Origin of the sequence: Vibrio parahaemolyticus, assembly GCF_900460535.1 — a bacterium.
Taxonomy (GTDB): Bacteria; Pseudomonadota; Gammaproteobacteria; order Enterobacterales; family Vibrionaceae; genus Vibrio; species Vibrio parahaemolyticus.
The window spans coordinates 1621796-1646544 of the sequence record NZ_UHIL01000002.1 but is presented as its reverse complement, the minus strand read 5'-3'; the positions used below and the strand labels follow the sequence as shown (position 1 = coordinate 1646544).

Annotated in this window: 19 protein-coding genes; 12 read left to right on the top strand and 7 right to left on the bottom strand. The window is 46.0% G+C overall.

Annotated features, from left to right (window positions below):
* Positions 1–30 precede the first annotated feature (30 nt).
* Positions 31–3195 (bottom strand): chitinase C-terminal domain-containing protein, encoded by a 3165-nt coding sequence (locus DYB02_RS24510; protein ID WP_029804893.1) that lies wholly within the window; start codon positions 3193–3195, stop codon positions 31–33.
* A gap of 277 nt (positions 3196–3472) precedes the next feature.
* The gene (locus tag DYB02_RS24500; RefSeq protein WP_029804895.1) at positions 3473–4354 is read right to left on the bottom strand and encodes an AraC family transcriptional regulator; all 882 of its coding nucleotides are present in this window, start codon (positions 4352–4354) and stop codon (positions 3473–3475) included.
* Between the two features lie 204 nt (positions 4355–4558).
* Here DYB02_RS24500 and DYB02_RS24495 point away from each other — a divergent pair, with 204 nt between their 5' ends.
* Both DYB02_RS24495 and DYB02_RS24490 read left to right on the top strand, forming a co-directional pair.
* The gene (locus DYB02_RS24495; protein WP_005498772.1) at positions 4559–5707 is read left to right on the top strand and encodes an iron-containing alcohol dehydrogenase; all 1149 of its coding nucleotides are present in this window, start codon (positions 4559–4561) and stop codon (positions 5705–5707) included.
* 299 nt (positions 5708–6006) lie between these two features.
* Positions 6007–6663 carry a lysoplasmalogenase gene (locus DYB02_RS24490; RefSeq protein WP_005454274.1) on the top strand — a complete coding sequence of 219 codons (657 nt, stop codon included), beginning with the start codon at positions 6007–6009 and terminating at the stop codon, positions 6661–6663.
* 90 nt (positions 6664–6753) lie between these two features.
* On the opposite strand, the gene DYB02_RS24485 is transcribed toward DYB02_RS24490, so the two are convergent.
* The 3 genes from DYB02_RS24485 to DYB02_RS24475 are packed head-to-tail and all read right to left on the bottom strand — an operon-like array spanning position 6754 to position 11652.
* Positions 6754–8022: a sigma-54-dependent transcriptional regulator gene (locus DYB02_RS24485; RefSeq protein ID WP_029805739.1), complete on the bottom strand. Its 1269-nt coding sequence runs from the start codon at positions 8020–8022 to the stop codon at positions 6754–6756.
* Positions 8012–10366, bottom strand: a complete 2355-nt coding sequence (locus tag DYB02_RS24480) for a sensor histidine kinase (protein WP_029805741.1) — start codon at positions 10364–10366, stop codon at positions 8012–8014. The genes DYB02_RS24485 and DYB02_RS24480 overlap by 11 nt, the downstream gene beginning before the upstream one ends.
* Complete coding sequence (locus DYB02_RS24475; RefSeq protein WP_029802462.1) at positions 10366–11652, bottom strand: ABC transporter substrate-binding protein; 1287 nt, start codon at positions 11650–11652, stop codon at positions 10366–10368. Before DYB02_RS24475 ends, DYB02_RS24480 begins: the two co-directional genes overlap by 1 nt.
* A gap of 287 nt (positions 11653–11939) precedes the next feature.
* Here DYB02_RS24475 and DYB02_RS24470 point away from each other — a divergent pair, with 287 nt between their 5' ends.
* From DYB02_RS24470 to DYB02_RS24440, 7 genes are all read left to right on the top strand, one after another.
* Positions 11940–13319: an MFS transporter gene (locus DYB02_RS24470; RefSeq protein WP_005397635.1), complete on the top strand. Its 1380-nt coding sequence runs from the start codon at positions 11940–11942 to the stop codon at positions 13317–13319.
* Positions 13320–13455: 136 nt separating this feature from the next.
* Positions 13456–14934: a pyruvate kinase gene (gene pyk, locus DYB02_RS24465; RefSeq protein ID WP_005454220.1), complete on the top strand. Its 1479-nt coding sequence runs from the start codon at positions 13456–13458 to the stop codon at positions 14932–14934.
* A gap of 209 nt (positions 14935–15143) precedes the next feature.
* Positions 15144–15878: an amino acid ABC transporter ATP-binding protein gene (locus DYB02_RS24460; RefSeq protein ID WP_021454503.1), complete on the top strand. Its 735-nt coding sequence runs from the start codon at positions 15144–15146 to the stop codon at positions 15876–15878.
* Positions 15878–16675 carry an amino acid ABC transporter permease gene (locus DYB02_RS24455; protein ID WP_029806499.1) on the top strand — a complete coding sequence of 266 codons (798 nt, stop codon included), beginning with the start codon at positions 15878–15880 and terminating at the stop codon, positions 16673–16675. The genes DYB02_RS24460 and DYB02_RS24455 overlap by 1 nt, the downstream gene beginning before the upstream one ends.
* Positions 16676–16684: 9 nt before the next feature.
* Complete coding sequence (locus tag DYB02_RS24450; RefSeq protein ID WP_005498752.1) at positions 16685–17503, top strand: transporter substrate-binding domain-containing protein; 819 nt, start codon at positions 16685–16687, stop codon at positions 17501–17503.
* An 81-nt stretch (positions 17504–17584) separates the two neighbouring features.
* Positions 17585–18505 (top strand): amino acid ABC transporter permease, encoded by a 921-nt coding sequence (locus DYB02_RS24445; RefSeq protein WP_029806498.1) that lies wholly within the window; start codon positions 17585–17587, stop codon positions 18503–18505.
* A 92-nt stretch (positions 18506–18597) separates the two neighbouring features.
* A complete protein-coding gene (locus tag DYB02_RS24440) occupies positions 18598–19416 on the top strand; it encodes an EAL domain-containing protein (protein WP_029806497.1) in 819 nt (272 codons plus the stop codon).
* A gap of 126 nt (positions 19417–19542) precedes the next feature.
* On the opposite strand, the gene DYB02_RS24435 is transcribed toward DYB02_RS24440, so the two are convergent.
* Entirely contained in the window at positions 19543–20082 is a 540-nt protein-coding gene (locus DYB02_RS24435; RefSeq protein WP_005454291.1) for an RNA-binding S4 domain-containing protein, read from the bottom strand.
* Positions 20083–20308: 226 nt separating this feature from the next.
* Between DYB02_RS24435 and DYB02_RS24425 the strand changes: the two genes are divergently transcribed.
* The gene (locus DYB02_RS24425) at positions 20309–21262 is read left to right on the top strand and encodes an endonuclease/exonuclease/phosphatase family protein (RefSeq protein WP_029806441.1); all 954 of its coding nucleotides are present in this window, start codon (positions 20309–20311) and stop codon (positions 21260–21262) included.
* A 9-nt stretch (positions 21263–21271) separates the two neighbouring features.
* Here the strand turns inward: DYB02_RS24425 and cra are convergent, their stop codons facing one another.
* A complete protein-coding gene (gene cra / locus DYB02_RS24420; protein ID WP_029806439.1) occupies positions 21272–22252 on the bottom strand; it encodes a catabolite repressor/activator in 981 nt (326 codons plus the stop codon).
* 364 nt (positions 22253–22616) lie between these two features.
* Here cra and fruB point away from each other — a divergent pair, with 364 nt between their 5' ends.
* Together fruB and pfkB are read left to right on the top strand one after the other, a co-directional pair.
* Positions 22617–23747 (top strand): fused PTS fructose transporter subunit IIA/HPr protein, encoded by a 1131-nt coding sequence (fruB, locus tag DYB02_RS24415; protein WP_029806437.1) that lies wholly within the window; start codon positions 22617–22619, stop codon positions 23745–23747.
* Between the two features lie 11 nt (positions 23748–23758).
* The gene (gene pfkB / locus DYB02_RS24410) at positions 23759–24733 is read left to right on the top strand and encodes a 1-phosphofructokinase (RefSeq protein ID WP_029845770.1); all 975 of its coding nucleotides are present in this window, start codon (positions 23759–23761) and stop codon (positions 24731–24733) included.
* Positions 24734–24749 lie beyond the last annotated feature (16 nt).

The window sequence follows — 24749 nt, the reverse complement described above, 5'->3', positions numbered from 1 at the left end:
AGTTAGGTAATAACAGTTAATCAATAATGATTAGATGTTACATACTGTAGCCCAGCTACCATCGCTACCTGGTTCAGAAGCCGTCCACCAGTTTGCTTGGTAAACCACACCATTGTGGATGACTTTGTCGCCTTGGTTTGCGTGGCTTGGGTTACCTGCCCAGTCAGTTTGTGGCAGATTTGGGTATGTTACCAAACCAGCAGTATCACAAGAACCAGGTTCAGTTGTACCGCCGCCGCCAGTACCCGCGTTTAGGTCTCCGATTGGTAGATCTGGTTGCTCAAACTTGAACGCAAATTCTTTACCACCAGAAATCACTGAGTAGTTCGCAGGACCAGAGATTGGTAGGTAGTAAACCATATCAAGCTCGTAAGTACCGCCTGCTGGCAGATCTTTCCATGCTGGTAGAGAGAACGATACGCGGTGCATTACACCATCCAAACCACCGATGTTGTTTGCACGAGTATGTCCAGAAGCAATCACTTTCAAACCGCCACCAGATTGGTCTTTCGCGTTGTCCGGCGCAGATACTGGGATATCGAATTGGAATTCAGTACCGCCAGGGATCGCTTGACCTGTGTTGTTCGTAAATGTGATCTTAGGGTTAATTGGGTAGTTTTGGTCGCCAACTTTGAAGCCGCCAACACTAACAGTAATATCTACAGCTTCAGTTGGTGTTGGACCAGTCGCTACTTTGTTACCGTAAGGCGTTGCAGACTTAAACTTGTCGTAGATAGCTTTGGTCATAGTGTTACCCATGTGGTATTCACCATTACCCGCAGCACACGCTTGCTCAGTTGCATCGATAGCAGTACGGTTGCCATTTGCATCTAGTACGTAACAGTTGTAGTCACCTGCTAGTTCCCAGAACATGATACCGCCGATTTCTTTATCGATAACGTAGTCCGCTTTCACTTCGATAGAAGCTTTATCTTCTGTAGATAGGAATACGCCCTTCTCTGCGTTCCACAACCAAGGAGCTACAGCAACACTGTCGTAGTTACGAGTGTACGTACCAACCAATTTGTCAGAAGGATCGTTCACTGGATCTAGACCGTAAGCTTGAGCGTAAGAACCCCAAATGCCTTTCTCTAGGTTCTTCGCGTGCCACATTGGGTTCGAGCCTGCACCCATTTCACGACCTTGTGGATCTAAATCGTGCCACATGTTGTCGATGCCGATAGCACCGTTACCACAGTTGTTCTTCTCACCTTCACCTGTGCCTGGTTGACACTCAGCTTGGTTAGGTAGCGCTGCTCGGCCCCAAAGACCATTGTCACCACCAGTTACGCCTTGCCAACCACGGGTGTAATAAGGAACACCGATGTTGATACGGCCTGCTGGCATAGAACCACGGAAGTAATGGTAAGCCCAGTCAGTATTCAAGTAACCAATACCGCCATAAGCTGCTGTGCCGTATACGTTCCACTGTGCTAGCTCAGAGTCTTTGCCTGTATCGAATAATGCCGCGTTGTGGCCAACGTGATCGTTCCAAGCACCGTGCAAGTCGTAAGACATGATGTTTACGTAGTCTAAGTACTTAGTTACATCGAAGGTTTCCATACCGCGTAGCAGGTAACCAGATGATGGCGCTGCGATAGTCAGCATATAATGCGTACCATCTTGAGCAGAAGCTGCATCTAGTTTTTCACGAAGTACTTTCATCAGCTCTTGGTAAGAAGCCCATAGGTACTGACGACGTGGTTCCATGAAGTCTTTATCGTAAGGGTTACCAGCACCAGCCATTGATGTTGGGTATTCGTAGTCGATATCCAGACCATCGAACTTGTACTTACGCATCATTTCAACTGCAGAAGCTGCGAACTTCTCAATACCAGCATGGTTGATAGAACCATCAGCATTGGTCGTCATTGTGTAGAAGCCACCATCAGCAACACGATCGCCATTTGCATCGAAGTGACCGCCAGTTTCAGCCCAACCACCAATCGAGATTAGCGTCTTAACATCGTGTTTTTGCTTGTAAGTTGCTAGTGCACCAAAGTGACCTTTGAAACCAAGCGTAGGATCGACTTCAACACCAGGCCATGTTTTGCCAGTTGCAGCGTTGTTTGGATCATTAACATCGCCAACGTTCACTTTACCGTCAGAACCAATGCTCACAAACGCGTAGTTGATGTGAGTTAGCTGTTCCCAAGGAATGTCTTTAACAAGGTAAGTCGATTGTGGGTCATCATCTGCGCGCCAGCTCGTGAAGTAGCCGATGACACGACGTGGGTGATCCGCACCCATTTTCTCACGACCTTCTTCGTCGTAGATTGAACAGTAAGGTACGTCTACGCCTGTGGTTTGGTAAAGACCGTCAGGACGACAGTTAGACGCCACTGCGCCACCATTTACAGTTAACGTAGCAATTGCAGAGTCTGTGCTTGCACCTGCGTTATCTGTCGCTTTCGCGTATACCGCTAGAGCGCCCGCTTTTGAAGGCGTTACGTCTAGTGTGTAAGGGGCAGCTGTTGCTGTGCCAGCTAATGCGCCAGCAACGTAGAAGTCAACTTTAGCAACGCTACCATCCGCGTCTGCCGCGTTAGCAGTAAGCGTAACAGTACCGCCTAGCTCGATTGAAGTAGCTGAAAGCGCAACATCCACTGTAGGCGCTTCATTACCTAGTTGAGCTGAAGCAATCGTAAGCGTTACTGAACTTGCAGTACTTACCGCACCAGCGTCATCATAAGATTTAGTTGAAAACTCGTGTACGCCTTCAGTTGCAGTCCAAGATGCAGTGAAAGGAGCCGAAGTAGACTGACCAACTAAAGCACCATCAACAAAGAATTCAACTTTGCTAATTGTGCCATCAGTGTCTGCCGCATCTGCGGCGAGGTTAACCACTTCACCAGCGGTGATAGATGCCGACGCAGAAGGAGCGGTTAGAGTCACCGTCGGGATTTCATTTTGTGGTGGATCAACAGGACCTGTTCCATCACAAGCACCAAGAGATTCCCACTCGCCCCACTGGCCAGCTTGTGCAGGGTTATTGTTTTGCGTCCAGTAACGCGCTTTGTATGCGTTACCTTCGTGCTGAACTTGGTCGCCGCCATTATAAACTTTTGACGAATCCCAAACTTCTAGAGGGGCACAATCAACCGCTGCGTAGCTGTTGAAGGCCAATAGACAAGATGCAGTCAGCGTACTTAGCGTAAAGACACTTTTCACTGCTTTCCCGTTTTTAAGGTGCATAATCGCTCTTCCTTAAGTTATTGTTAAAACAATATTAAACGTGTTTGAAACAACACGTTCTTACTTTTATTTCGACGTAAAATAACTTAAGTACAAGTTGGAAATTTCACACTATGTATTTGCGAGTTTTCAACACCACCTCTCAAGAATCCACTAAATGGTTGCAACAAAATACCTATTATTTGGCACCAGCAACTAATTTTATAATTCGAATAAATAAGTGACTCGCAAATTAATAAAAAAGGCGAAAAAAGTCGTCATTTTGAAATAAAGATCACTATGCCTTTGTTGACCTTGGTGTTTCATTGAAATGTCGCTTGTACTCGCGACTAAACTGTGATGGGCTGCTGTAGCCTACAAGTCGAGCAGCATCGTTGACCCGTTTCCCTTCGAGTTGAATCAAATCTCTCGCTTTATTGAGACGTACTTTTTTGATGTATTGCAAAGGTGATTCTAAGGTTACGCTCCGAAACGCCTGATGAAATGCCGAGATACTCATGTTGGCCTCTTCCGCCAATGTTTGGACATTCAATTGCTCATGATATTCGGCATGAACTCGATTGAGTGCTTTTGCAACTCTCGCGTAGGAGCCTTCTTGGTGAGCCAATTCAAACAACACGTACCCTTCTTTACTTACAAGCGTTCGATAGACAATTTCTTCTAGTAAGGACTCGCCCAATATCGCCACATCCAAATCGTTGCAAAGCGCCTTCATTAATCGCTTGCAAGCATCGAGCATGGCGTCGTTCATTCGAACCGATTTGAGGCCACAACGTTTAGAATCTTCGCAGATATTACTGAATTTCTGTGCTTCGAGCTTTTTCACAAGTTTGTGCAGCAACGTTGGCGAGATGTCGATAGAAATACCGAGCAAAGGCTCATTGTTGGTGGCAAATGCTTCACACTCTAGAGGCATAGGTACACCCACCACCAAATAGTCATCCGGACCATACTGAACTGGCGTTTGCCCTATATGGATGTATTTATGCCCTTGGCCAAGCACAATGATCCCTGATTGATACACAAATGGTTGACGGTTATTGCCTTTGCTACTGCGATAAAACCAAACGCCTTCGATAGCAGTTTGCTTGATGCCTTCTAAATTGTGCAGATCATGCTTTTCAACATACCGCTGCATGGTTTCGGCTAATGTGTTCATGTAATGCTCCATAAACCGTCAATCGGTCTACGCTCTGTTGTCATTTTGCTCACTATACTTTCTCTTCTATTTCCGATTCCAGCGCTATAACAACAACTTTGTAGAAATAGGCAAGTAATTTACAGAAATCGACCTACAACACGACAAAAAGTCGTACTAATATGCACGTATTCAATCTCCTCAACTGGAAACAAGAGGTCTGCAATGAACTTTTCTTATGTCAACCCAACCAAAATTTTCTTTGGCCAACAACAAATCGCAGCAATCAAAGACGCGATCCCAGCGGATCAAAAGGTCTTGGTGATTTACGGTGGTGGCTCAATCAAAAAGAACGGCGTATACGACCAAGTAGCAGAAGCGCTCACTGGCCACGAATGGTCTGAGTTTTCTGGTGTAGAGCCAAACCCAACAAAAGAAACATTGGATAAAGCGGTCGCTATCGTAAAAGATCAAAACATCGACTTTATTCTTGCTGTTGGTGGTGGTTCGGTTATCGACGGTTCTAAATACGTTGCGGCAGCATCAAAGTACGATGGTGACGGCTGGGACATTATGATCGGTAAGCATCAAGTTACAGAAGCAACACCGCTTGCGGCTATCCTAACGCTACCTGCAACTGGTTCAGAATCCAACATGGGTGCAGTGATTACAAAAGCAGAAACTCAAGACAAACTGCCGTTCATGTCTCCTGCTGTACAGCCTAAGTTTGCAGTGTTAGATCCAGATGTAATGAAAACGCTGCCTGAACGTCAGCTTATTAACGGAATTGTGGATGCTTGGGTACACGTTTGTGAGCAATACATTACACTGCCTACTGGAGCGATGGTACAAGACGGTTACGCAGAAACCTTGCTAAAAACTCTAAAAACGCTTGGCGAACAGTTCGCAGAGCGCGATGACGACCAATGGCGCGCAAACCTCATGTGGTCTGCAAACCAAGCATTGAATGGTTTGATTGGTAGCGGCGTTCCTCACGATTGGGCAACGCACATGATCGGTCACGAGCTGACTGCTCTTTGGGGCGTTGATCACGCACGTTCTCTTGCCATCATCCAACCATCACTGCTGCGTAACCAGATGCAATTTAAGCGCGCAAAGCTTGAGCAAATGGGTCGTAATGTATTTGGTTTGGAGTCTGGTGATGATCTTGCAGAACGTACTATCGAAGCCATCGAAGCGTTCTACCACCAACTTGGTGTAGCAACTCAACTAGACAACTACGGTGAAAGCCGCGAGCAAGCGATCGACGCTATCATTGACCAACTCAACAAACACGGAATGACGGTTCTGGGTGAAAACCAAGCGATTACTCTTGAACGCAGCCGTGAAATTTTAGAATTAGCCGTCTCATAACAGCAACAACTGTTCACTGCCCTTTCTAGGGTTTAACGGTATTGTGACTTAACGGTCACAATACCGTTTTTTTATGCTATTTTGTAAGCTTCAACGCGTTCAAATATTGGGCATTCTAAAAACAACAATTAATGCACAAAATTAAGTGTTCGCGTTGGTCAGTAAAGTGGCGACCGTTTAGCTTTACATACACAAAAAATAAAATTGAAATCAAAGGTCTAACTTACGCATTTGTTAGATCTTTTTGTTTAGAGTAGCACTACGCTACTCACGTTTGTCTGTTCGAGAGTTCTTTATATATGTGGCTAGTTGTCGTTGTATTAGCATTCATACACATCATAAGTGTCCGTAAAGGGCCGAAATGGCTATTTTACGTATCAAAGCCATTGCCTGTACTTGTGATGATTGGCATTTTGCTTAATTCTCCCGCGAGTCAACTTCCTTACACTCAGTGGATATTAGTGGGTTTATCGTTGTCACTACTCGGTGATTTACTACTAATGTTACCGCGAGATAAGTTCATCATTGGTCTAAGCCTATTTTGCTCTGCTCATTTGTCCTACAGTTATGGCTTTAGCTTAATGTCGGCATGGCATTTCACTCCTTGGCTTCCTATTGCTTTGTTTGGGCTCGGCATTTGCTTTTACTGGCTGTTTCGACCTGACCTCGGCAAAGAAAGAATCCCTGTCGCGATCTACATTTGGGTTTTGATGACCATGTGTTGGATGGCCATTGAGTATTATCTAAGTGGGAAAACGCAGTCGTCTTCGTTTGCGGTGTTAGGAAGCTTTATCTTCATCATTTCCGGCACGGTGCTGGCTTTTGAGCGCTTTGGTGGTTACTCGGTATTTTCTCGGCAAGTGGTGATGGTCACGTACTATTCCGCGCAAACTTTAATGGCGATGTCCGTAATTGCCATCGTGATTCGTTATCCGTATCTCACGGTGATCAGTTAATTTTCTATACCGCAGATGGTTGTTCGTCACTCTGAATTTTGATGAAAAAAGCGTTTGAGCTTACTGATGTAGACCTCAAACGCTTTGTTGTTATCGCGACTTATAATTGCCCTTTTCAATTCCGTGCTTTTTCATTCTCAAATACAGCTTTTTACGTGGTATTTGCAGATGGTTTGCCGCATCCGTAATTCGCCCGGAGTGCAAAAACAGCGCATCTTCTATGAGCTGCTTTTCAAAATCGTCCACCAAATCATCCAATGGAAGCTGAATCTCATTTTGTGAGTAGATGCGCTCTTTACCCGTTAACTTAACAATTCCGATTGCGTATAACTCAGCGATGTTTCTTAGCTCACGGATGTTGCCCGGCCACGGATAACCTCTCAGTAGCGCGAGATAGCTAGAGTCGACATTTGGCAATGTTTTGCCTAATTTCTTACAACTCAGTTTTAAGAAGTAATGAAATATCGTCACGATGTCGTCAGGGCGCTGACGCAATGGCGGTACGTGAACCACGCCTTGGTTGAGTAGATAGTACAGTTCCGGCAGCAATTGATTTTTGGTGATGTACTCTTCCGGTTCTGAGTCAAAAATCGTTACAACACGCAGATTCTTTTTCCCACAACGTTCTCGCGCCAGTAATAATTGAGCCAGATGCCGTTGTCCCTCTTCAGGTAGTTCAGGTAAGTTCTCTAACACAAGTAAACACGACTGCTGTTTGTCGATGGCATCATCAATGCTATCCATTGTTGTGGTTGCACTGAGAGCAAAAGAGCCATACTCCGTTTCTTCACTCTTAGACATCATGTCTTTAATTAACCCCGCGACGCTGTGACGCCCAGTGCCCGACTCACCATAAACCACCACGTGCGTGTCCAGTAACGCGTATTGGGCAACAAGCTTGCGGATCTGCTCCATATGCGCAGACTTACCAATTAATGAGCACGAAATAGATTTCTCCGCCTGTAGTTGCAATTCCACCTGGCTGCTTCGAGTTTCAAGCTGCTGTTTTACTAGTGTTAAAAGCTCCGCAGGATTGATCGGTTTTTCTAAAAACTCACATGCGCCCTGCTTTACTGCATCAACCGCCATTGGAATATCGCCGTGCCCAGTGATCACAATGACAGGGATTCGCTCATCGACGTTTTTGATCATCCGAAGCAGTTCTAATCCATGCATTTGCGGCATGTACATATCGAGAATAACAACGCCCGCCCACTCTGGAGAAACGTATTGCAGCGCTTGTGTTGGGTCGTTAATGGCCTTTGACTTGATTGATGATATGTTCATCAAGTACGAATAAGAATCCAAAACATCCTGATCATCATCGACCAATAATACTGAATATGGGTTATTGCTCATTAGGTAACTCCAACACAACCATCGCACCTTTTTCTAATGAGGAAGCGAGGTAGATACTTCCTTTATGCTTTTCTATTAATGACTTACAAATATTCATCCCCAGCCCTAGGCCAACTTCTTTTGTCGACACAAAAGGCTGAAAAATCCGCTGCACAATCTCTTCACCAAACCCAATGCCGTTGTCACTAATCGCAATCAATGTGGTTTGATTGGTGCGTTCCACCAGCGCCATTTGAATCCGTTTTTGTTCGTCCCTTGTGCTTTCCATCAACGCATCACAACTGTTTACTAAGACGTTAATGAAGACCTGTTCTAGCGCCAACATGTCGCCTTGCACTTTTACATCATCAGGTAACTGGTTTTCTATGCTGATCTGTTGACGCTTCGCTCGCGTGTTCACAATGGTGGATGCTTGCTCCGCCACCTCATGAACACTTACAGACTTCACTTCTCTTTCACCTTCTGGCTTGCGAGCGAATTGGCGCAAACTGTTGATGATCTTACTCATCCGAGTTGCCAAACCTTCGATGTGGGTAATGGATTCACCAACCTTTTCTGGAGATTCCTGTTCAAGGAACATTCTCGCGCTGTATAAATACGTCGACATTGCGTTTAATGGCTGATTAAGCTCATGCGCCAAACTGGTCATGGTTTGCCCTACAACCGCCATTTTTGCAGCTTGAATCAACTCATCTTGCGTCTTTTTAAGATTGTCTTCGGTGCGAATACGCTCTTCGATTTCGTTTTCTAACTGTTGGTTTTTCAGTAGCAAATCTTGCGTTTTTTCTAACACCCGACTTTCCAAGGTACGCGTGGTCATTTCTTGATGAGTGACATCCGTAATGGTCATGATCAATTTATATTCAGCACCATGCGCGAAAGGACGAATATCGAAACGCACATACTTTGGCTTCTCGTCTCCAAGTGACAATGTCACATGAATTTTGCCGAGTTCAATCCACAAATGAGAACCATCGAATACCTTTTTTAGTTGATCTCGACAGCTCTCTGGGAAGTACTCCCAAATCGGATAACTTTCGTTAACCTCACCAAGTTTCAACAACTTACGCGCGCTTAAGTTTGCTGATTCCACTACGCCATTGAGGTCACTGGTAATCAAACTCGCCGTAGTGTTGTTGATTAGGCTCAAAGCGTTAGTCCGCTGAATTTCCTGTACCTTTTCACCATACTCGATGAGCTTTTCACTCAATCGTCCAATCTCATCATTGCCGTCCACCACAACCGGATGGCTCAGGTCGTTTTTGATGATGGCATCAATACTGTCACCTAACCCTATCAAACGTGCCACAATGCGGCGGTTGATGAAGTAATACGTCAAGAACATGCTCGTCATGATCGACAAACTAAAGCAGACGATCAAAACGTGGTTGCCGTAAGACACACGCTCGGCGGTTTCACTCTTCACCTGTTTGAACGTTTGGTCCGCAGTGGAAACCAGTTCACCGATTTGTTGATGAATGGCTTCCATGCTGAGCGCGATTTGCTCTTGTATTTTCTGAATGTCGCCGTTCAGCGTCACTAATGACATCAATTGTTTATCGAACGCGCCTTCTGGACTCAACACAACCACAAGTTCTTGCAATAACTGTTTGTAAGCGATTGAGGTTGGCTGATTCATTAAGGTTGTGCTGCTTTCTTGCAGATCCATCAAGCGAAAGTGAATCACCTTCATCCCATTGTCGACCTGCTCCGGCATTGATGCGCCAGCAACATCAATCGCCATGTCGTACACCGCCGATTCAATATCGATTACCCGCTGCAAAGTACTCAATTGCACCAGCAAGTTTTGAATTTCTTTCGAGTCGTTTACCCGCTCAATCTGCCAATGCACTTCTTGTCGAACCGGTTTGAGCTCAGAGCGAATATCTTGGTGAAGCCAGTTAATCTGCTCCATCAGTTGGTCGACGCGGCGAGTTTGATCGATGCGAGTTGAAATCATATCCACGTACTTTTCCAGTAGCGAGGCAAGGCCAGCTTCCGATTCGAGCAATTGATAAAACTCCGAGCTCATCTTATTGCTTTTCAGAACTGTCGAAATCGAAGCCAATTGCTCGTTGACCTGCATGGCTTGTTCAGTCAGCTGTACTTTGTTGTCTACCGCTTGCAGCGCTTCTACGCGGCGGTTAATTTCACTGGTTTTACTTTCGAGAAAATAGCTGGCGTTATATTTAGGTACGCTATCTTCCAACAAAAGGCGCACCTGATTATCCAAGCTGTTCCATGTCGCCCAAGCGACCAAACACACCACGGTAAGCAAGAGCGTGCTGCAAGCAAAAGCGGCAATTAAGCGTGCACCGATGGTTTTGTATTTCGGGTATAACACTACTTCTCTTTCCCTCGCCATTGAGCCAATTGCTGATTTACGTTGTCCAATTTTTCCGACATCGCACGCCCCAATTCATGGGAAAACTCTGCCAATAATGCTTGGTAGTGCGTCATGCCAACTTCGGAATCTTTATCCATGGTCGACAGCTTTTGCGCAATTTCGGTTACTTGCGCTTTGCTCAGTGGCAATTCAAACAGTTGTTTTTCAATGGCTTGTAGCGAACGTTGTTTCTCTGGTTTTCCGTCGGCGAGTCGATTCAATTTAATGAGCGAGAGCCAAGCATCTTGAAGCTCCGGAAGACGCTTGGTGATCGCGGTATCAAAAATCAAGTTGATTAACGCTTCACGTGGCATTACCTGTTCTAGGTCGAGAACGGGATTTTCTCCACCGTATCGAGCCGTATCGTCAAGCGCTGTTTTGGAGAAGGTGCTGCTTTCCATCTGCTCTTGTACTTCTTTCGAAAGCAAATGAGCAATAAAGGACTCTGCCAACTTATCACTCTTACCCCGATTGATTTGTGCAATATAGGTAGGCATCAGCGTAAAGTCTTGGTCATAAGCAAAGCCAACGTAGTCGAACTTGCGTTGCGCAATCAGTGCGTAGCTGTCGATCGTCGGCCCAATACCAAACTTACCTTTGGCGATGTAATCCGCCACTCCAAAACTGCGAGAAGAGATCGTCGCGAGGTTCGCTCCCACATTGAGTAAAATCCGCCAGCCCTCTTGCCAACCATATTGACTAAGCACACTCTCGACCATCAATTGCGTGGTTCCGGATCGGCTTGGCGTACTCATAGTGACGTGACCAAAGTACAGCGGATTGGTCAGATCTTGAAAACGCTTCGGTTCTGGTAAATGGTTCGCGGCCAAATAATCTTTGTTCCAAACAATCCCGGCACCTGAGTATCCAAACGCCACGACTTGATCGTTATTAGGTAATAGATAAGGCGACAACCATTTCGGCACTTGCACACGCGCCGACATATCAGCCAAACGATGTTCATTAGACAGCTCTTGCATCAGAAACGGCGACGAGCTCAACACCAAGTCGATATCCTTCATGTAGCTTTTGCTGAGCAATTGCAGACTTGATTGAGTGCGTCGGTGAACCACTCGGACTTCAGCATCAGGGTAGTGCTGCGTAAAGTCATCCACCAAAGCAGTGATTGGTGCTTGAGAGAAGGTCGTGAGTATCACCAACTCTTTTTCTGCTGCCATTGTGAGTGGTGCATAAAGCGCCGCACCAAGAAGTAAACGACGCCCAAATTGCTTGAAATCAGCCATCAAATTAACCAAAAACCCTAAATAGTGTGCGGTAACTCAAATCTATGAAAGATTGTCAAAAAATCTTACAGAGTATGTTTGAGTCACTATTGACGCACTTCAACCAGAACTAAGCATATTCTATCAGTAACAAGTGTCAGCCTAACGTTCTAAATTCCCGTTTTTGACTCAACCTAAATATCAATATGGGTCAATTCTGTCTCAAATTCATGCCTTTGTACTGTGCAATCTGTCACTTCAAGATAGCCCTGCAACAAAACATTTGTGATTAAAACTTGGAGTGCAAGATGTTTAATTTCTTTAAAACACGCCCTGACCTCCCTCTTTCAGATGGCTCGAAAGAGGAAATGCAAGCGCGTTTCAAACGCTACCAATGGCATGTATTTTTAGGCTTGGTTTTCGGTTACGCCGTCTTCTACGTAGTTCGTATGAGTTTAGGTGTTGTTAAAAAACCAATGCTGGATGCAGGCATCGTAACCATCGAAGAACTCGGTATCATGGGTTCGGCTTTCTTCTTCACTTACGCTTTTGGTAAGTTCTCGAACGGCTTCCTTTCTGACTATGCCAACATTGGCCGATTTATGTCGTTCTCTCTACTACTGTCTGGTATCACCGCAGTATTCATGGGTTTGAACACCACGGCATTCTTCTTTGTTCTGCTTTGGGGTCTAAACGGCTGGTTCCAATCTGTTGGTTCAGCACCGTCTTGTGTGTCTCTGTTCCAATGGTTCTCACCAAAGCAACGTGGTAGCCGTTACTCTATCTGGGGTGGCTCACGTAACATCGGTGAAGGTATCACTTGGATCCTAACGGCGTCTCTAGTGAGCTACTTCGGTTGGCGTGCAGGTTTCATCGGTGCGGGTATTGCAGCGATTGCAGCAGCGATTTGTATGTTCTTCATCCTAAAGGACCGTCCACAAACTTACGGTTTGCCAGATTCAGCAACAGCATTCGACGAAGAACCTGAGATCAAGAAAAAGAACGATCCGCAAGCAACTCGTCGCGCTCAAATGTTCATCCTGAAGCAACCAACCGTTTGGCTAATTGCAGCAGCGTGTGCAGCGATGTACATCTCTCGCTACGCGATGTCTTCTTGGGCAGTGCTTTACCTACAAGAAGCAAAAGGTTACTCACTGATTGACGCTGGCTTCGCAATGTCTACATACCCTATCGCGGGTCTAGCAGGTGCAATCCTATCAGGCATCATCTCTGACAAGGTGTTCAACTCTAACCGCCATATCCCGACTCTACTTTACGGATTGGCGAACATCGGTGGCATGTGCTTGATGTTCTTCGGCCCAGATAACCGCATCGTTGACGCAGTAGCACTAGGTATGATCGGTTTCGCTATCGGTGGTCTGGTTGTGTTCCTTGCAGGTCTAACTGCTTGTGACTTGATGCCTAAGAACGCAGTTGGCGCAGTGAAAGGCTTCATCGGTCTGTTCTCTTACATCGCCGCTTCTGGTCAAGAGTTAGCGTCAGCTTCTCTAATCAAAATCACAGAGGTTGATGGCGTAACTAAATACGACTTCTCTCAAGCGCAATATTTCTGGCTGGCTGCTGGTGTGATTTCTCTACTTCTTGCTCTAACAGTTTGGAATGCGAAGAAAGTGGTTGATATCGACCCAGTTGAAGAAAAAGAGCTAGAAGCTCGCCCTAGTCACTAATCCTGACTAAAGCGGGAGGCAACTCCCGCTTACTTCCCCAATGTCTTAAGTTCTTTTGCAAAGAGTGCTTACGAGATTGATAGAAAATCCCCCCCCTATTTCTATTTTCCTTTTTAAGTGTCGATTGAGGTGACAAATGTGTAAAACCAAAATTGTGGCTACGCTAGGCCCAGCAAGTGAAAGCCGCGAAACACTAACTAAGTTGATTCGAGCAGGCGCGAACGTAGTCAGACTCAACTTTTCTCACGGAACGGCGCAAGAACACATTGCCCGCGCGAATTTAGTTCGTGAAATTGCGGCCGAACTCGATACTTATGTTGGTGTGTTAGTCGATTTACAAGGTCCTAAGATTCGTATTTCTTGTTTCGAAAATGGCGCAGTTCTACTCAATCAAGGCGACGTATTCACGCTGAGCGGCACACTTGACGCACAATCTGGAACCCAAGAAATGGTTGGGCTTGATTACCCAGAGCTGATTCAAGACGTGAACGAAGGCGATATTCTGCTGCTAGATGATGGCCGCATTCAGCTAAAAGTAAGCCAAGTACACCGTGACGAGCAGTGGATTAAAACCACAGTATTGAACAGCGGTAAATTGTCTAACCGTAAAGGCATTAATTTGTTAGGTGGCGGTCTTTCCGCTCCGGCTCTTACCGCGAAAGACATTCAAGACATCGACACCGCAGCTAAACTTCGAGCCGACTTCCTTGCCATTTCTTTCCCGCGCAATGCACAAGATATCGAATACGCTCGCAGCTTGGCGCAAAAAGCAGGTTGTCACGCCAAGATTGTCGCGAAGGTAGAACGCGCAGAAGTGGTTGAAACCAAAGAAGCGATGGATGATGTCATTAAAGCATCTGACATCATTATGGTCGCTCGCGGCGATTTAGGCGTAGAGATTGGCGACGCACGACTGCCAATGGTGCAAAAATCATTGATCAATCGTTCTAAACATTGGGGTAAGCCGGTCATTACCGCGACCCAGATGTTGGAATCGATGATCGAGAATCCTCTCCCAACTCGCGCTGAAGTGTTAGACGTGGCAAACGCGATTATCGACGGAACAGACGCCGTAATGCTGTCGGCGGAATCGGCGGCGGGCAAATACCCAATCGAAGCGGTCGAAGCCATGGTTCGCATCGCACAAGGTGCAGAGCACGAGTTGGAATGCAACCATGACTGCTGGGATACTCTGCAACACTTATGTTCTAACCCAGGCAAAAGTTTCGCGCTTTCATCAATGATTTCAGCATCTCGCGTTCATCAAGACCTTGGCGTTGCGATTTTAACCCAACATGGTGAAACACCCCTGTTGATGTCTCGCTGCCAAAGTAAAACTAAGATTTGGGCCCTAAGCGACAACCCAGCCTTGCTTGCACAAATGACTATTCTACGCGGTGTTGAACCTTTGTATTTCAAAGCAGCAGAAAGCCACGTCGATCTCGCGCCACAGTTAGTGGAATGCTTACGTCAAAAGGCCAACGAAGCACATATTTCCTCCATTTTGATGACCCAACTCGACTCCATCGAAGGCATGGGTGAAATCAACGCGTGTCGCTTGCTGAGCTTGAATGTGTCTTCTCACATGAAGCCAGCGGAAGAAATCGCAGCTTAGGTTTACCTCCCCCTTATTCAAGCTCGACCTTGAATGTCTCCCCCATAACTTGCTCCACAGGGACTTGACCTGCCAAATGGCAGGTCCTTTTTATTGCGCACGATATAACCAACCATTCGCTGACTCTTGGAATATGAGCGTTAACTTAATGAAATCGCATTCACAACTTGTTATTGTAGAGCGATTGTTATCCCTAAAAGCGTGCCCCTTTGAAAGAGAACACTCCCGTCGTCGAATTTAGCAACGTAAACAAGTGGTATGGCGATTACCACGCTCTAAAAGATATCAACTTCTCCGTACATTCTGGCGAGATCGTCGTTGTGTGTGGCCCTTCAGGTTCAGGGAAATCAACACTCATTCGTTGCATCAACCATCTTGAATCGATTCAAGAAGGCCAACTTTACGTGTTCGACCAGCCTTCTCATGCAAAATCTCTCAAGCCCGGTAAAATCGGCATGGTGTTCCAGCACTTCCACCTTTTTCCTCATTTGACTGTACTGGAAAACCTTACCTTAGCGCCGATTCGCACACTCAAATTGTCAAAACAAGAAGCTGAAAAACGCGCACGACATTACCTCAAGCGCGTCAATATTGAAGAACAAGCGAGCAAATACCCCATCCAGCTTTCCGGCGGTCAGCAGCAGCGCGTCGCGATTGCCCGTTCCTTATGTATGGAACCGGACTTACTCCTTTTTGACGAACCGACTTCGGCGCTTGACCCGGAAATGATCAACGAAGTGTTGGATGTTATGGTTGAACTGGCTCAAAGTGGAATGACGATGATTTGCGTCACGCACGAAATGGGATTTGCCAAAAAAGTAGCGAACCGCGTGGTATTTATGGATGAAGGCCAAATCGTGGAAATGAACTCACCGATCGCCTTATTTGAAACACCACAGCATCCACGAACCCAAGCATTTTTGAACCAAATTTTAAGTTACTGATGATAGTTCGCGTAATCAAACCTGTGTTTCAAGCTTTACTGCAAATGACGCTCCTCTTCATCGCGATTGTGTGGGTGTTGGACTCTGGAGCCGATGCTATGGGCTATCAATGGCAATGGGAACGCGTACCTAATTACATCGCTTTTTATGAAGATGGCGAATGGTGGCCAGCAGAACTTATCGATGGGTTATTGGTCACGCTTAACATCTCGACTATTAGTCTATTCTTCACCTTAGTGTTGGGGTTGCTCACCGCGTTACTAAGGCTTAGCGATTCGAAAGTCGGCAATGTTATTGGCACCACTTATGTCGAGGTAATACGTAACACGCCGTTGTTGGTGCAAATCTATTTGCTCTACTTCGTGTTTGGCCCCGTGATTGGTTTGGACCGATTCAACACCGCCGTTTTGGCATTGTCCCTTTTCCAAGGTGCCTACACTGCGGAAATATTCCGCGCAGGTTTAAACAGTATTCCTAAAGGGCAATTCGAAGCAGCACAAACACTCGGGTTATCACCGTTTTACACATACAAAGACGTGATTTTGCCTCAGGTTTTACAGCGCACATTACCGCCATTGACCAATGAAGTGGTTTCTTTGATCAAAAACTCTTCCATTGTAAGCGTGATGGCGATTTTTGATTTAACAACACAGGCACGCAACATCGTCTCTGAGACGGCGATGCCGTTCGAAATTTGGTTTACCGTGGCAGCAATTTATCTTGCTCTCACTCTATCACTTTCTGGCTTGTCTGCATGGCTAGAACACAAACTCGGAGCCAGTTGGCGCAAATTATAAGGAGATAACATGAAGTTATTCAAAGCGACCATTACTGCATTATTAGGGCTAGCCATCGCTATGCCTACTATCGCGAAAGAAGACGTTCCCACTCCCAATGTAGATCAAATCAAAGAACGAGGCACTTTGCGCGTTGGTATGTCAACATTTGTACCTTGGGCAATGCGCAACAAGCAAGGTGAGTTAATCGGTTTTGAAATCGATGTTGCCAAACGCTTAGCACAAGATTCAGGTTTGAAAGTGGAATTTGTACCGACTGCATGGGATGGCATTATTCCCGCACTACTGGCGAAAAAGTTCGACGTGATCATCGGTGGCATGTCGGTCACGCCTGAGCGTTCCAAAAGCGTGTTGTTTACTGAGCCCTACTCGCACTCTGGAGTTCAAGTGGCAGCGAACAAAGAGCTTGCTTCAGGTTTTAGCGAATTCTCCGATTTTGACTCACGACGCGTAAAAATAGCGGCTCGTCGCGGTGCATTCACCGTTCAAGTCGCCAGAGAAACCTTCCCGAAAGCGAAGATTCTGCAATTTGATGACGACGCGCAAGCGTTCCAAGAGGTGCTGAATGGTAACGCCCATGCGGTTATTGCTTCTAGCCCAAAACCAGAACATGAGACAGTGAAACACAGCGACAAGCTATTCCTTCCATTTTCTGAACGACTATCAAAAGGTAACGAAGCCTTTGCGGTTCGCTTAGGGGAGGAAGATAAAAAAGCCTTTTTCAATAAATGGATTGAAGAAAGAACCCAAGATGGATGGTTAAAACAGCGTTATGAATACTGGTTCTCGACATTAGATTGGCAAGATCAAGTCGCGCAAGGCCAGTAATCTAAATGGCTCGTGGTCTTCGCGAGCCTATACTTTTTAATCATCCATTTTACTTTTCCATCATCTATCGGAGTTAAATTTTTGGGCGAACAAACCACCACTCGCACAGCACCCACAAAGGCCAACACAGGTTCCTTTCTAGTTCGGTTAAACACGCTCGATTGGGTACTGCTTATTATCTGTAGTATTGGTGGTGTTTGGCTGTACCAACGTTCCAACGTTGGTGTGCATTATTTGTGGCAGTGGAAAGAGGCGTTTGAACTACTTTTCACACCAAGATCCGACGGTGGTTTGCCCTACTTCTTCCAAGGTTTGATTTCGACGTTAAGGCTCAGTATTTGGGGCATCAGTTTCGCATTAGTGCTTGGCACTTTGTTAGGCTTAGCCCGCTTCTCTCGCTCTGTTTGGTTGCGTACACCTGCCAACGCGTTTATTCAGTTGGTAAGAAACATCCCACCGTTGGTTTTTGTTTTTATTTTCTACTTTTTCATTTCTAACCAATTGATCCCGTTACTCGGTTTAGAAGATCTTTTACGAAACTACAACGGTGAACCAAACGCGCTACAAAGCTTTCTTTTTGGACCTTCTAACCTTTGGGAAAATCTTGCCTCTGGTGTGTTATGCGTCGGCTTACTCTCTTCTGCATACATAGCAGAAGTTGTGCGAGCAGGGTTACAAAGCATCGACCAAGGTCAGTGGGAAGCGGCGGATTCATTGGGCTTGTCTCGGTGGGTGAAATACCGATTCGTTATCGCACCACAGGTGCTTAAAGCAATAACACCTGCACTTGCCGGTCAAGCCATCTCTTTGGTGAAAGACACCTCCATCGTTTCGCTAATTTCTATACAAGAAATGACTTTCGTTGGGACAGAGATGGCAAACTCATCAGGATATATCTTTGAAATTTGGCTGATTGTTGGCTTTTCTTACTTCTTGATTTGTTTCGGTCTGTCACTCATTTTTCGATATATTGAGAAAAAATCGGAATCTATTTCAAATTAACTCAATAGCACATGCAATTAGACACATTTGATTCTTCAAATTGGAACTGCATCCTGTTACATTGACTCAATGCTAAATTCTCGGCGTTTTTCATGGAGTTAAAGAAACAGTCTGACTACGAACAGTACATAAGACAGGACGGTCTTGGGGAATATTACGTAGTCATCAACCAATTCACTTTTCACAGTGTTTATCAGCCGATTTTTGATAAGCACCAACGCGTTATTGGAATGGAAGCCCTCCTTCGCATTCATGGCGCAGACGGCGTTCAAATTCGCCCAGACATTTTTCTCTCCAACGCAAGTATCGCCCCTTACTTTCGCTTATGTGTTGAATTTTTATCCCGAGCCATGCACATCAGAAACTTCGCTCGTCACTTTGCCGGAACGCCGATTAAGCTCTTTCTCAATGTTATGCCTCAAACCCTACTCACGCTCACCAAAGACATGGGCTTTAAAGACAACGGCTTGCTTTACAAACGTCTTGCCGATTTGGGTATGACCCCGTCTGATGTGGTGTTTGAGGTTGTAGAAGAATCCTGCGGTGATACTGATTTACTGATCAAAGCCGTACAGTTAATGAGAGCGAATGGCTTTATCTTTGCCATCGATGATTTTGGCGCGCAACATTCCGACATTGCCCGCGTTCAGCAGCTTTGTCCTGACATAATTAAAATTGATCGCTCTTATCTACTCGATTATTGCGCTGGTGATACCTTTTCCATTCGAAGTGCGGTAGATCTAGCGGCAAACATGGGGGCCAAAGTGATTATCGAAGGGGTTGAAGAGAACAACCAGCTGCAAGCCATGCGTCAACTGGAACTCGATTATTATCAAGGGTTTTATCTCGGTAAACCAAGTGCAATTCATCACTGGACAGAATACGCAACCTACCAATGCACGGTGCATTAAGCTTATCTCGTCATGCCGCATAAGCCACACAAACTATCCCAACAAAAAAGCGCCGAACACATGTCGGCGCTTTTTGTATGTATGGGTTTGAACGCTAGGATTCGATCGCTTATATGATTCTATCGCTTAGAAGAAGTCGATAGAGTTACGTCCACTCTTCGGGTCACGCGTTGCTTGTGGTTTGTCTTCTTTCTTGCCTTTCTTAGCAGATTGAGACAGCGCTTCTTTTTGTGCTTTGCGCTCTTTATGTGCCGCTTTACGACCCGTTGATTTAGGTCCTGTGCCTTTCGCTTTAGGCGGCTTGCTTTGGCGAGACTTCTCTTTACGAGTAGATTGCGCTTCTTTCTTCGCTTTCTTTTCCGCTTTTTGTTCTGCCGTTTCTGGTTCTGTCACTGGCGCGTCACAAACCACCACATAGTATTCTTGGTTAAACTCAAAAAAGTCACCATCGTACATTTTGCGTCGTTTACGTGTTTCTAGCTCGCCATTCACCGCAACATAACCTTCTTCGATGATATGTTTTGCTTCGCCACCACCACTGACCAAGTTTGCGATTTTAAAAAGCTTATACAGTTCGATAGGATGCGCATCAACATCAATGCCGATCGCTTCGATTTCAATCTCGTCGCCTTCTAAATACTCTTCGTGGTCGTAATCTTGGGTCATGTTATTTACTCTTCATATTTGATGCTCTGAAGTTTAAACGCAATGCCCCAAAATAGAAACCTCAGCCAATGCTCTATCGCAGGTTCTTTGTGGCTTTTGAGCACGTCTTGACCTATTTAACTGACCATTCGCAAGCTGTTACGTCAATGCCAACTTCAAACGAGGCTGCAATTCCATAATCCGAAGGTATATACTCTCCAGGTTATTGTTAAAAAGAGCGAATACTTTGTCTCGACCAAGCAGAATTACCTTTGTTACGGCTAACTTGTTTAATTTTGTCGCACCGCCGAACGCCTACTACGACTTCGAGAATATTTATTCCCAAGAGCAGTGGCGAGACAAACTTGCTTGGACGCAAAACCAATTAGAAAAGCTCGAACCGGACATTATCGGTCTGCAAGAGGTGTTCAGTGTCGAAGAGACCCGCGCGTACTTTTTGTCACTTGGCTTTCCGTATTTCGCAACGGTCGATACCCCAAAAATAGAAGACGAGTATATTTACTCTCGCCCCGTCGTCGCGATTGCGTCTCGCTTTCCTATTGAGGATGTAAAACGCGTAGAGTTCGATTCAAACTCACTCACGCCATTTGGGGTAAATGAAGCACCCGATTTCAGTCGCAAGCCGATTTATGCGCAAGTCGTTCACCCAGTCCTTGGTCACATTGCCATATATGTCACTCACCTCAAATCTCAACGCCCTGCGGATACCGAAACGCCAGAACCATCAAGTCGCGTAATGGCTCGTTGGTTGTCTACACAGCAACGCGGTTGGGAAGCGGCCATGTTGCGAGACGCGATGCAGGCACAATATCGAGCACATCCGATACCGACCGTGTTAATGGGTGATATGAACCAGCCCATCTCAAAAGAAAGCGTTAATAACGTGCTTACCGAAACCTTTAGTGACAGCGTCACCGAATTACAACTAAAGGATGGTTGGAATCTGCAAACGGGCTCGTCTCTTGAGGTGCGCCCAGCGACTCACTACCACTTTTCTACGGGGAACGTGCTGGATTACATTCTGCTTTCTCAAGAGTTTGATACACATTCGGATGTATCGGTAGCGGAAGTGATTGATTATCAAGTGTTAGAACAACACCTGATTAACCCATCCTATGAGAAAGATAAAAACGCCAGCGATCACGCGTTTGTTTCGCTGACGGTCGAAGTGAAATTGTAAGTGCCGAGACTATTGTCGTTTGACAATTTTGCGAGCAATAAGCTCCACACCCGGTTTGTAACGTTTGGCCGAGGCATTCAGTGCCAACTCCATCGCGCTATCAGCAATTAACTCAAATTGCTGAGGCAGAGAGTTGATTTTCACTGGCAAGAAGTCCAGCAGTCGATTATCACCAAATGTCGCCAGACGAACTTGACTCATGAGCTCTGGCTTTTCAAGCATCACGTCTAGGACGCCTTCAAGCAACGTGTAGGAAGTCGTCACGATCGCATCAGGCAAACTGTCTGCTTGAACCCATTTATCCAGTACCTTTTTTCCCTCCTCACGAGAGAAGTGCAAACCGTAACCGACGGTCATTGCCGTATCGTCTTTTTGGCAGGCAGACCGAAAACCCAGTTCGCGCTCTTTCGACACTTGCAGATCTTGCAACGCACCAATCAAACCAATGGTTTTGATCTCTGGTGACAGTACCGATTCTGTAAGCTCAAAAGCAGCATCAAAATCTTCACTGATAACGCAACAAAAATGCTCATCATCCATTGGACGGTCAAGTGCTATAACCGGAGTGCCCGAGTTTTGTAACTTGAGATAATACTCATTAGCCGATGGCATACCACTTGCGACAAATAGCGCGTCAATTCGGCGGCTGATTAGCGCTTCAGCAACCTTTTTCTCCGTTTCCGGATCATCATCTGAGCAGCCAATTAGAATTTGATAACCCGCCTTACGCGAGTTTTGTTCAATCAGTTTTGCAAGGCGTGCGTAACTGGTGTTCTCCAAGTCTGGGATGATAAGTCCAAACGAACGCGAGTTACCGGCACGCAAAGAAGAAGCGGCATGATCCGGCTTGTAATTGTACTCGTCAACAACCGCCATCACTTTCTTTTGCGTCTTTTCGCTGATGCGGTATTTCTGCGCTTTTCCGTTAATTACATAGCTTGCAGTTGTCTTTGAAACCCCTGCCAATTTGGCTATTTCATCCAGTGTCATATTCTCAACCCTATTCTGTGCGCGCGATCATATTAATACATCAACGATCTTACGATAAGTTGAATTATAAGCTGAACCGATTCAGTATAAAAGCTGAAAGGATTCAGCAAAATCTAAAAATTGACGAAAATCACCAAAATCCGGCAATGCAGAAAGTCTTCGTCTAGGCTTTAAGCAATACAGCTCAAGGGGTGTTTAGCGTCAGATTTTTAAAACATTTTGCTAAGTCTTTTAAAAAATTTGCCACTTAGCTGAATCGATTCAGTATCGAAAGAAGGTTTAGCTAAGACACAACAAAACTAGAGCAAGACTGAATACATTTTTAATTTGATTGGTACGAATACCTTAAGGCTGGAGAAGCACCATGCTTAAGCTAAACAAGAACGACATTACCCTCTCGCAATCAGCGACAGATAAGTTTGCAGCAATCAAGAATATTGCGCAAAGCCTGACAGACAAAGGCCTTGTTGAACAAGGTTATGTGGAAGGCATGCTAAATCGTGAAAACCAAAACTCAACGTTTTTGGGTAACGGCATCGCGATCCCTCACGGCACAACCGACACTCGCTCGATGGTAAAAACCACTGGCGTCGCTGTTCACCACTTTCCTGAAGGTGTGGATTGGGGTGACGGAAACAGAGTCTTCGTTGCGATTGGTATCGCGGCAAAATCAGACGAGCACTTAGGCATTCTGAAGCAACTGACCAAAGTGCTAGGTGCTGATGGCGTGGAAGAGCGTCTTCGCGATGCAAAAAGCGAAGAAGACATCATTGCCCTACTTAATGGTGATGTTCAGCTTGAAGCGGACTTCGATGCGTCTCTTATCCAATTGCTTTTCCCTGCAAGCGATATGGTACAGATGAGCGCTGTGGCTGGTGGCCTCTTGAAAAACACTGGCTGTGCTGGCGCTGAATTTGTTGCTGATCTCGTGACAAAAGCACCGACTCATCTTGGCAACGGTTTATGGCTAGTTGGTAGCGATAAGCACGTTTCTCGCACCGGTGTGTCTTTTGTCTCGACGGCCAACGATTGCGAATACGAAGGCCAAAAAGTGCGTGCTTTGGTTGCGTTTGCTGCTTGTAACAACGCTCACCAATCAATTCTGAACAACTTGTCTAAAATCGTTTTCAACAACGAACACAATAAGCTGTTAGATGCCTCTGCAGAACAGATTCTCGCGCTATTCAAAGGCGAAGAAGTGGCAGCGCCAGCCGAAGATGGCAACGTAGCAGTCTTTAAGATCAAAAACGCACATGGCCTTCACGCTCGCCCGGGTGCGATGCTGGTTGCAGAAGCGAAGAAATTCGAATCAAACATTCGCGTGGCAAACCTAGATGGTGATGGTAAAGCAGTAAATGCGAAAAGCCTGATGAAAGTGATTGCCCTTGGTGTGAAACACGGTCACCAATTGCAGTTCTCTGCTGAAGGCCCAGACGCGGCTCAAGCGCTGGAGTCTATCGGCAACGCGATTGCTTCTGGCCTAGGTGAAGGTTAAGGGGCACGCAAATGACAGCATTAAAAACAAACAAAGTTGTGACCATCACGCTGAACCCTGCGCTTGATCTAACAGGCTCGCTCGACGCGCTAAAGGTAGGTTCAGTCAGCCTTGTTGAGCAAAGTAGCCTTCACGCGGCAGGCAAAGGCGTTAACGTTGCAAAAGTGCTGAGCGACCTTGGCGCCGACGTTACGGTGACCGGCTTTTTGGGTAAAGACAACCCAGAGCTGTTCCATCAACTTTTCACCGAAATTGGCGTAAAAAACGAGTTTGTTGAAGTTGAAGGCGCAACACGCATCAACGTAAAACTGGTTGAAGCCAACGGCCAAGTGAGTGACATCAACTTTCCTGGCGTTCAAGTAACGGCAGAAGAAATTGCGCGTTTTGAAGAGACCCTGTTCCGCCTTGCAGACACTCACGACTACTTCGTTCTAGCTGGCAGCTTACCGGGCGGTGTAACCGCTGAGCAATGCGCAGCATGGATTGAAAAACTGCATCAACAAGGCAAAAAAGTATTGTTCGACAGCAGCAAAGCCGCTCTACGTGCAGGTATTGATGCTCATCCATGGCTTATTAAACCAAATGACGAAGAGCTGAGTGACTTTGTCGGTGAGCACCTAGAAACGCCAGAACAGTGCAAAGTGGCAGCACAAACCCTCAGCAACAAAGGCATCGAGAACATTGTTGTGTCGATGGGCGCTGACGGTGTGATGTGGCTAAACCAAGGCGAGTGGCTACGCGCACAACCGCCACGCATGAATGTGGTGAGCACCGTAGGTGCGGGCGACACACTGGTGGCAGGCTTATGCTGGGGTCACATGCAAGTGATGCCGAAACACGATTTATTGCGCTTCGCGACAGCGCTTTCTGCTTTAGCAGTTAGCCAAGTTGGCGTGGGGCTAACCAGTCAAGAAGAACTGGAAAACATTAAGCTGCAAACACAAGTCAGCGAGCTTTACCCTAATACGAACTTAGACAAAAACTAAGGAACAGAAGGTTATC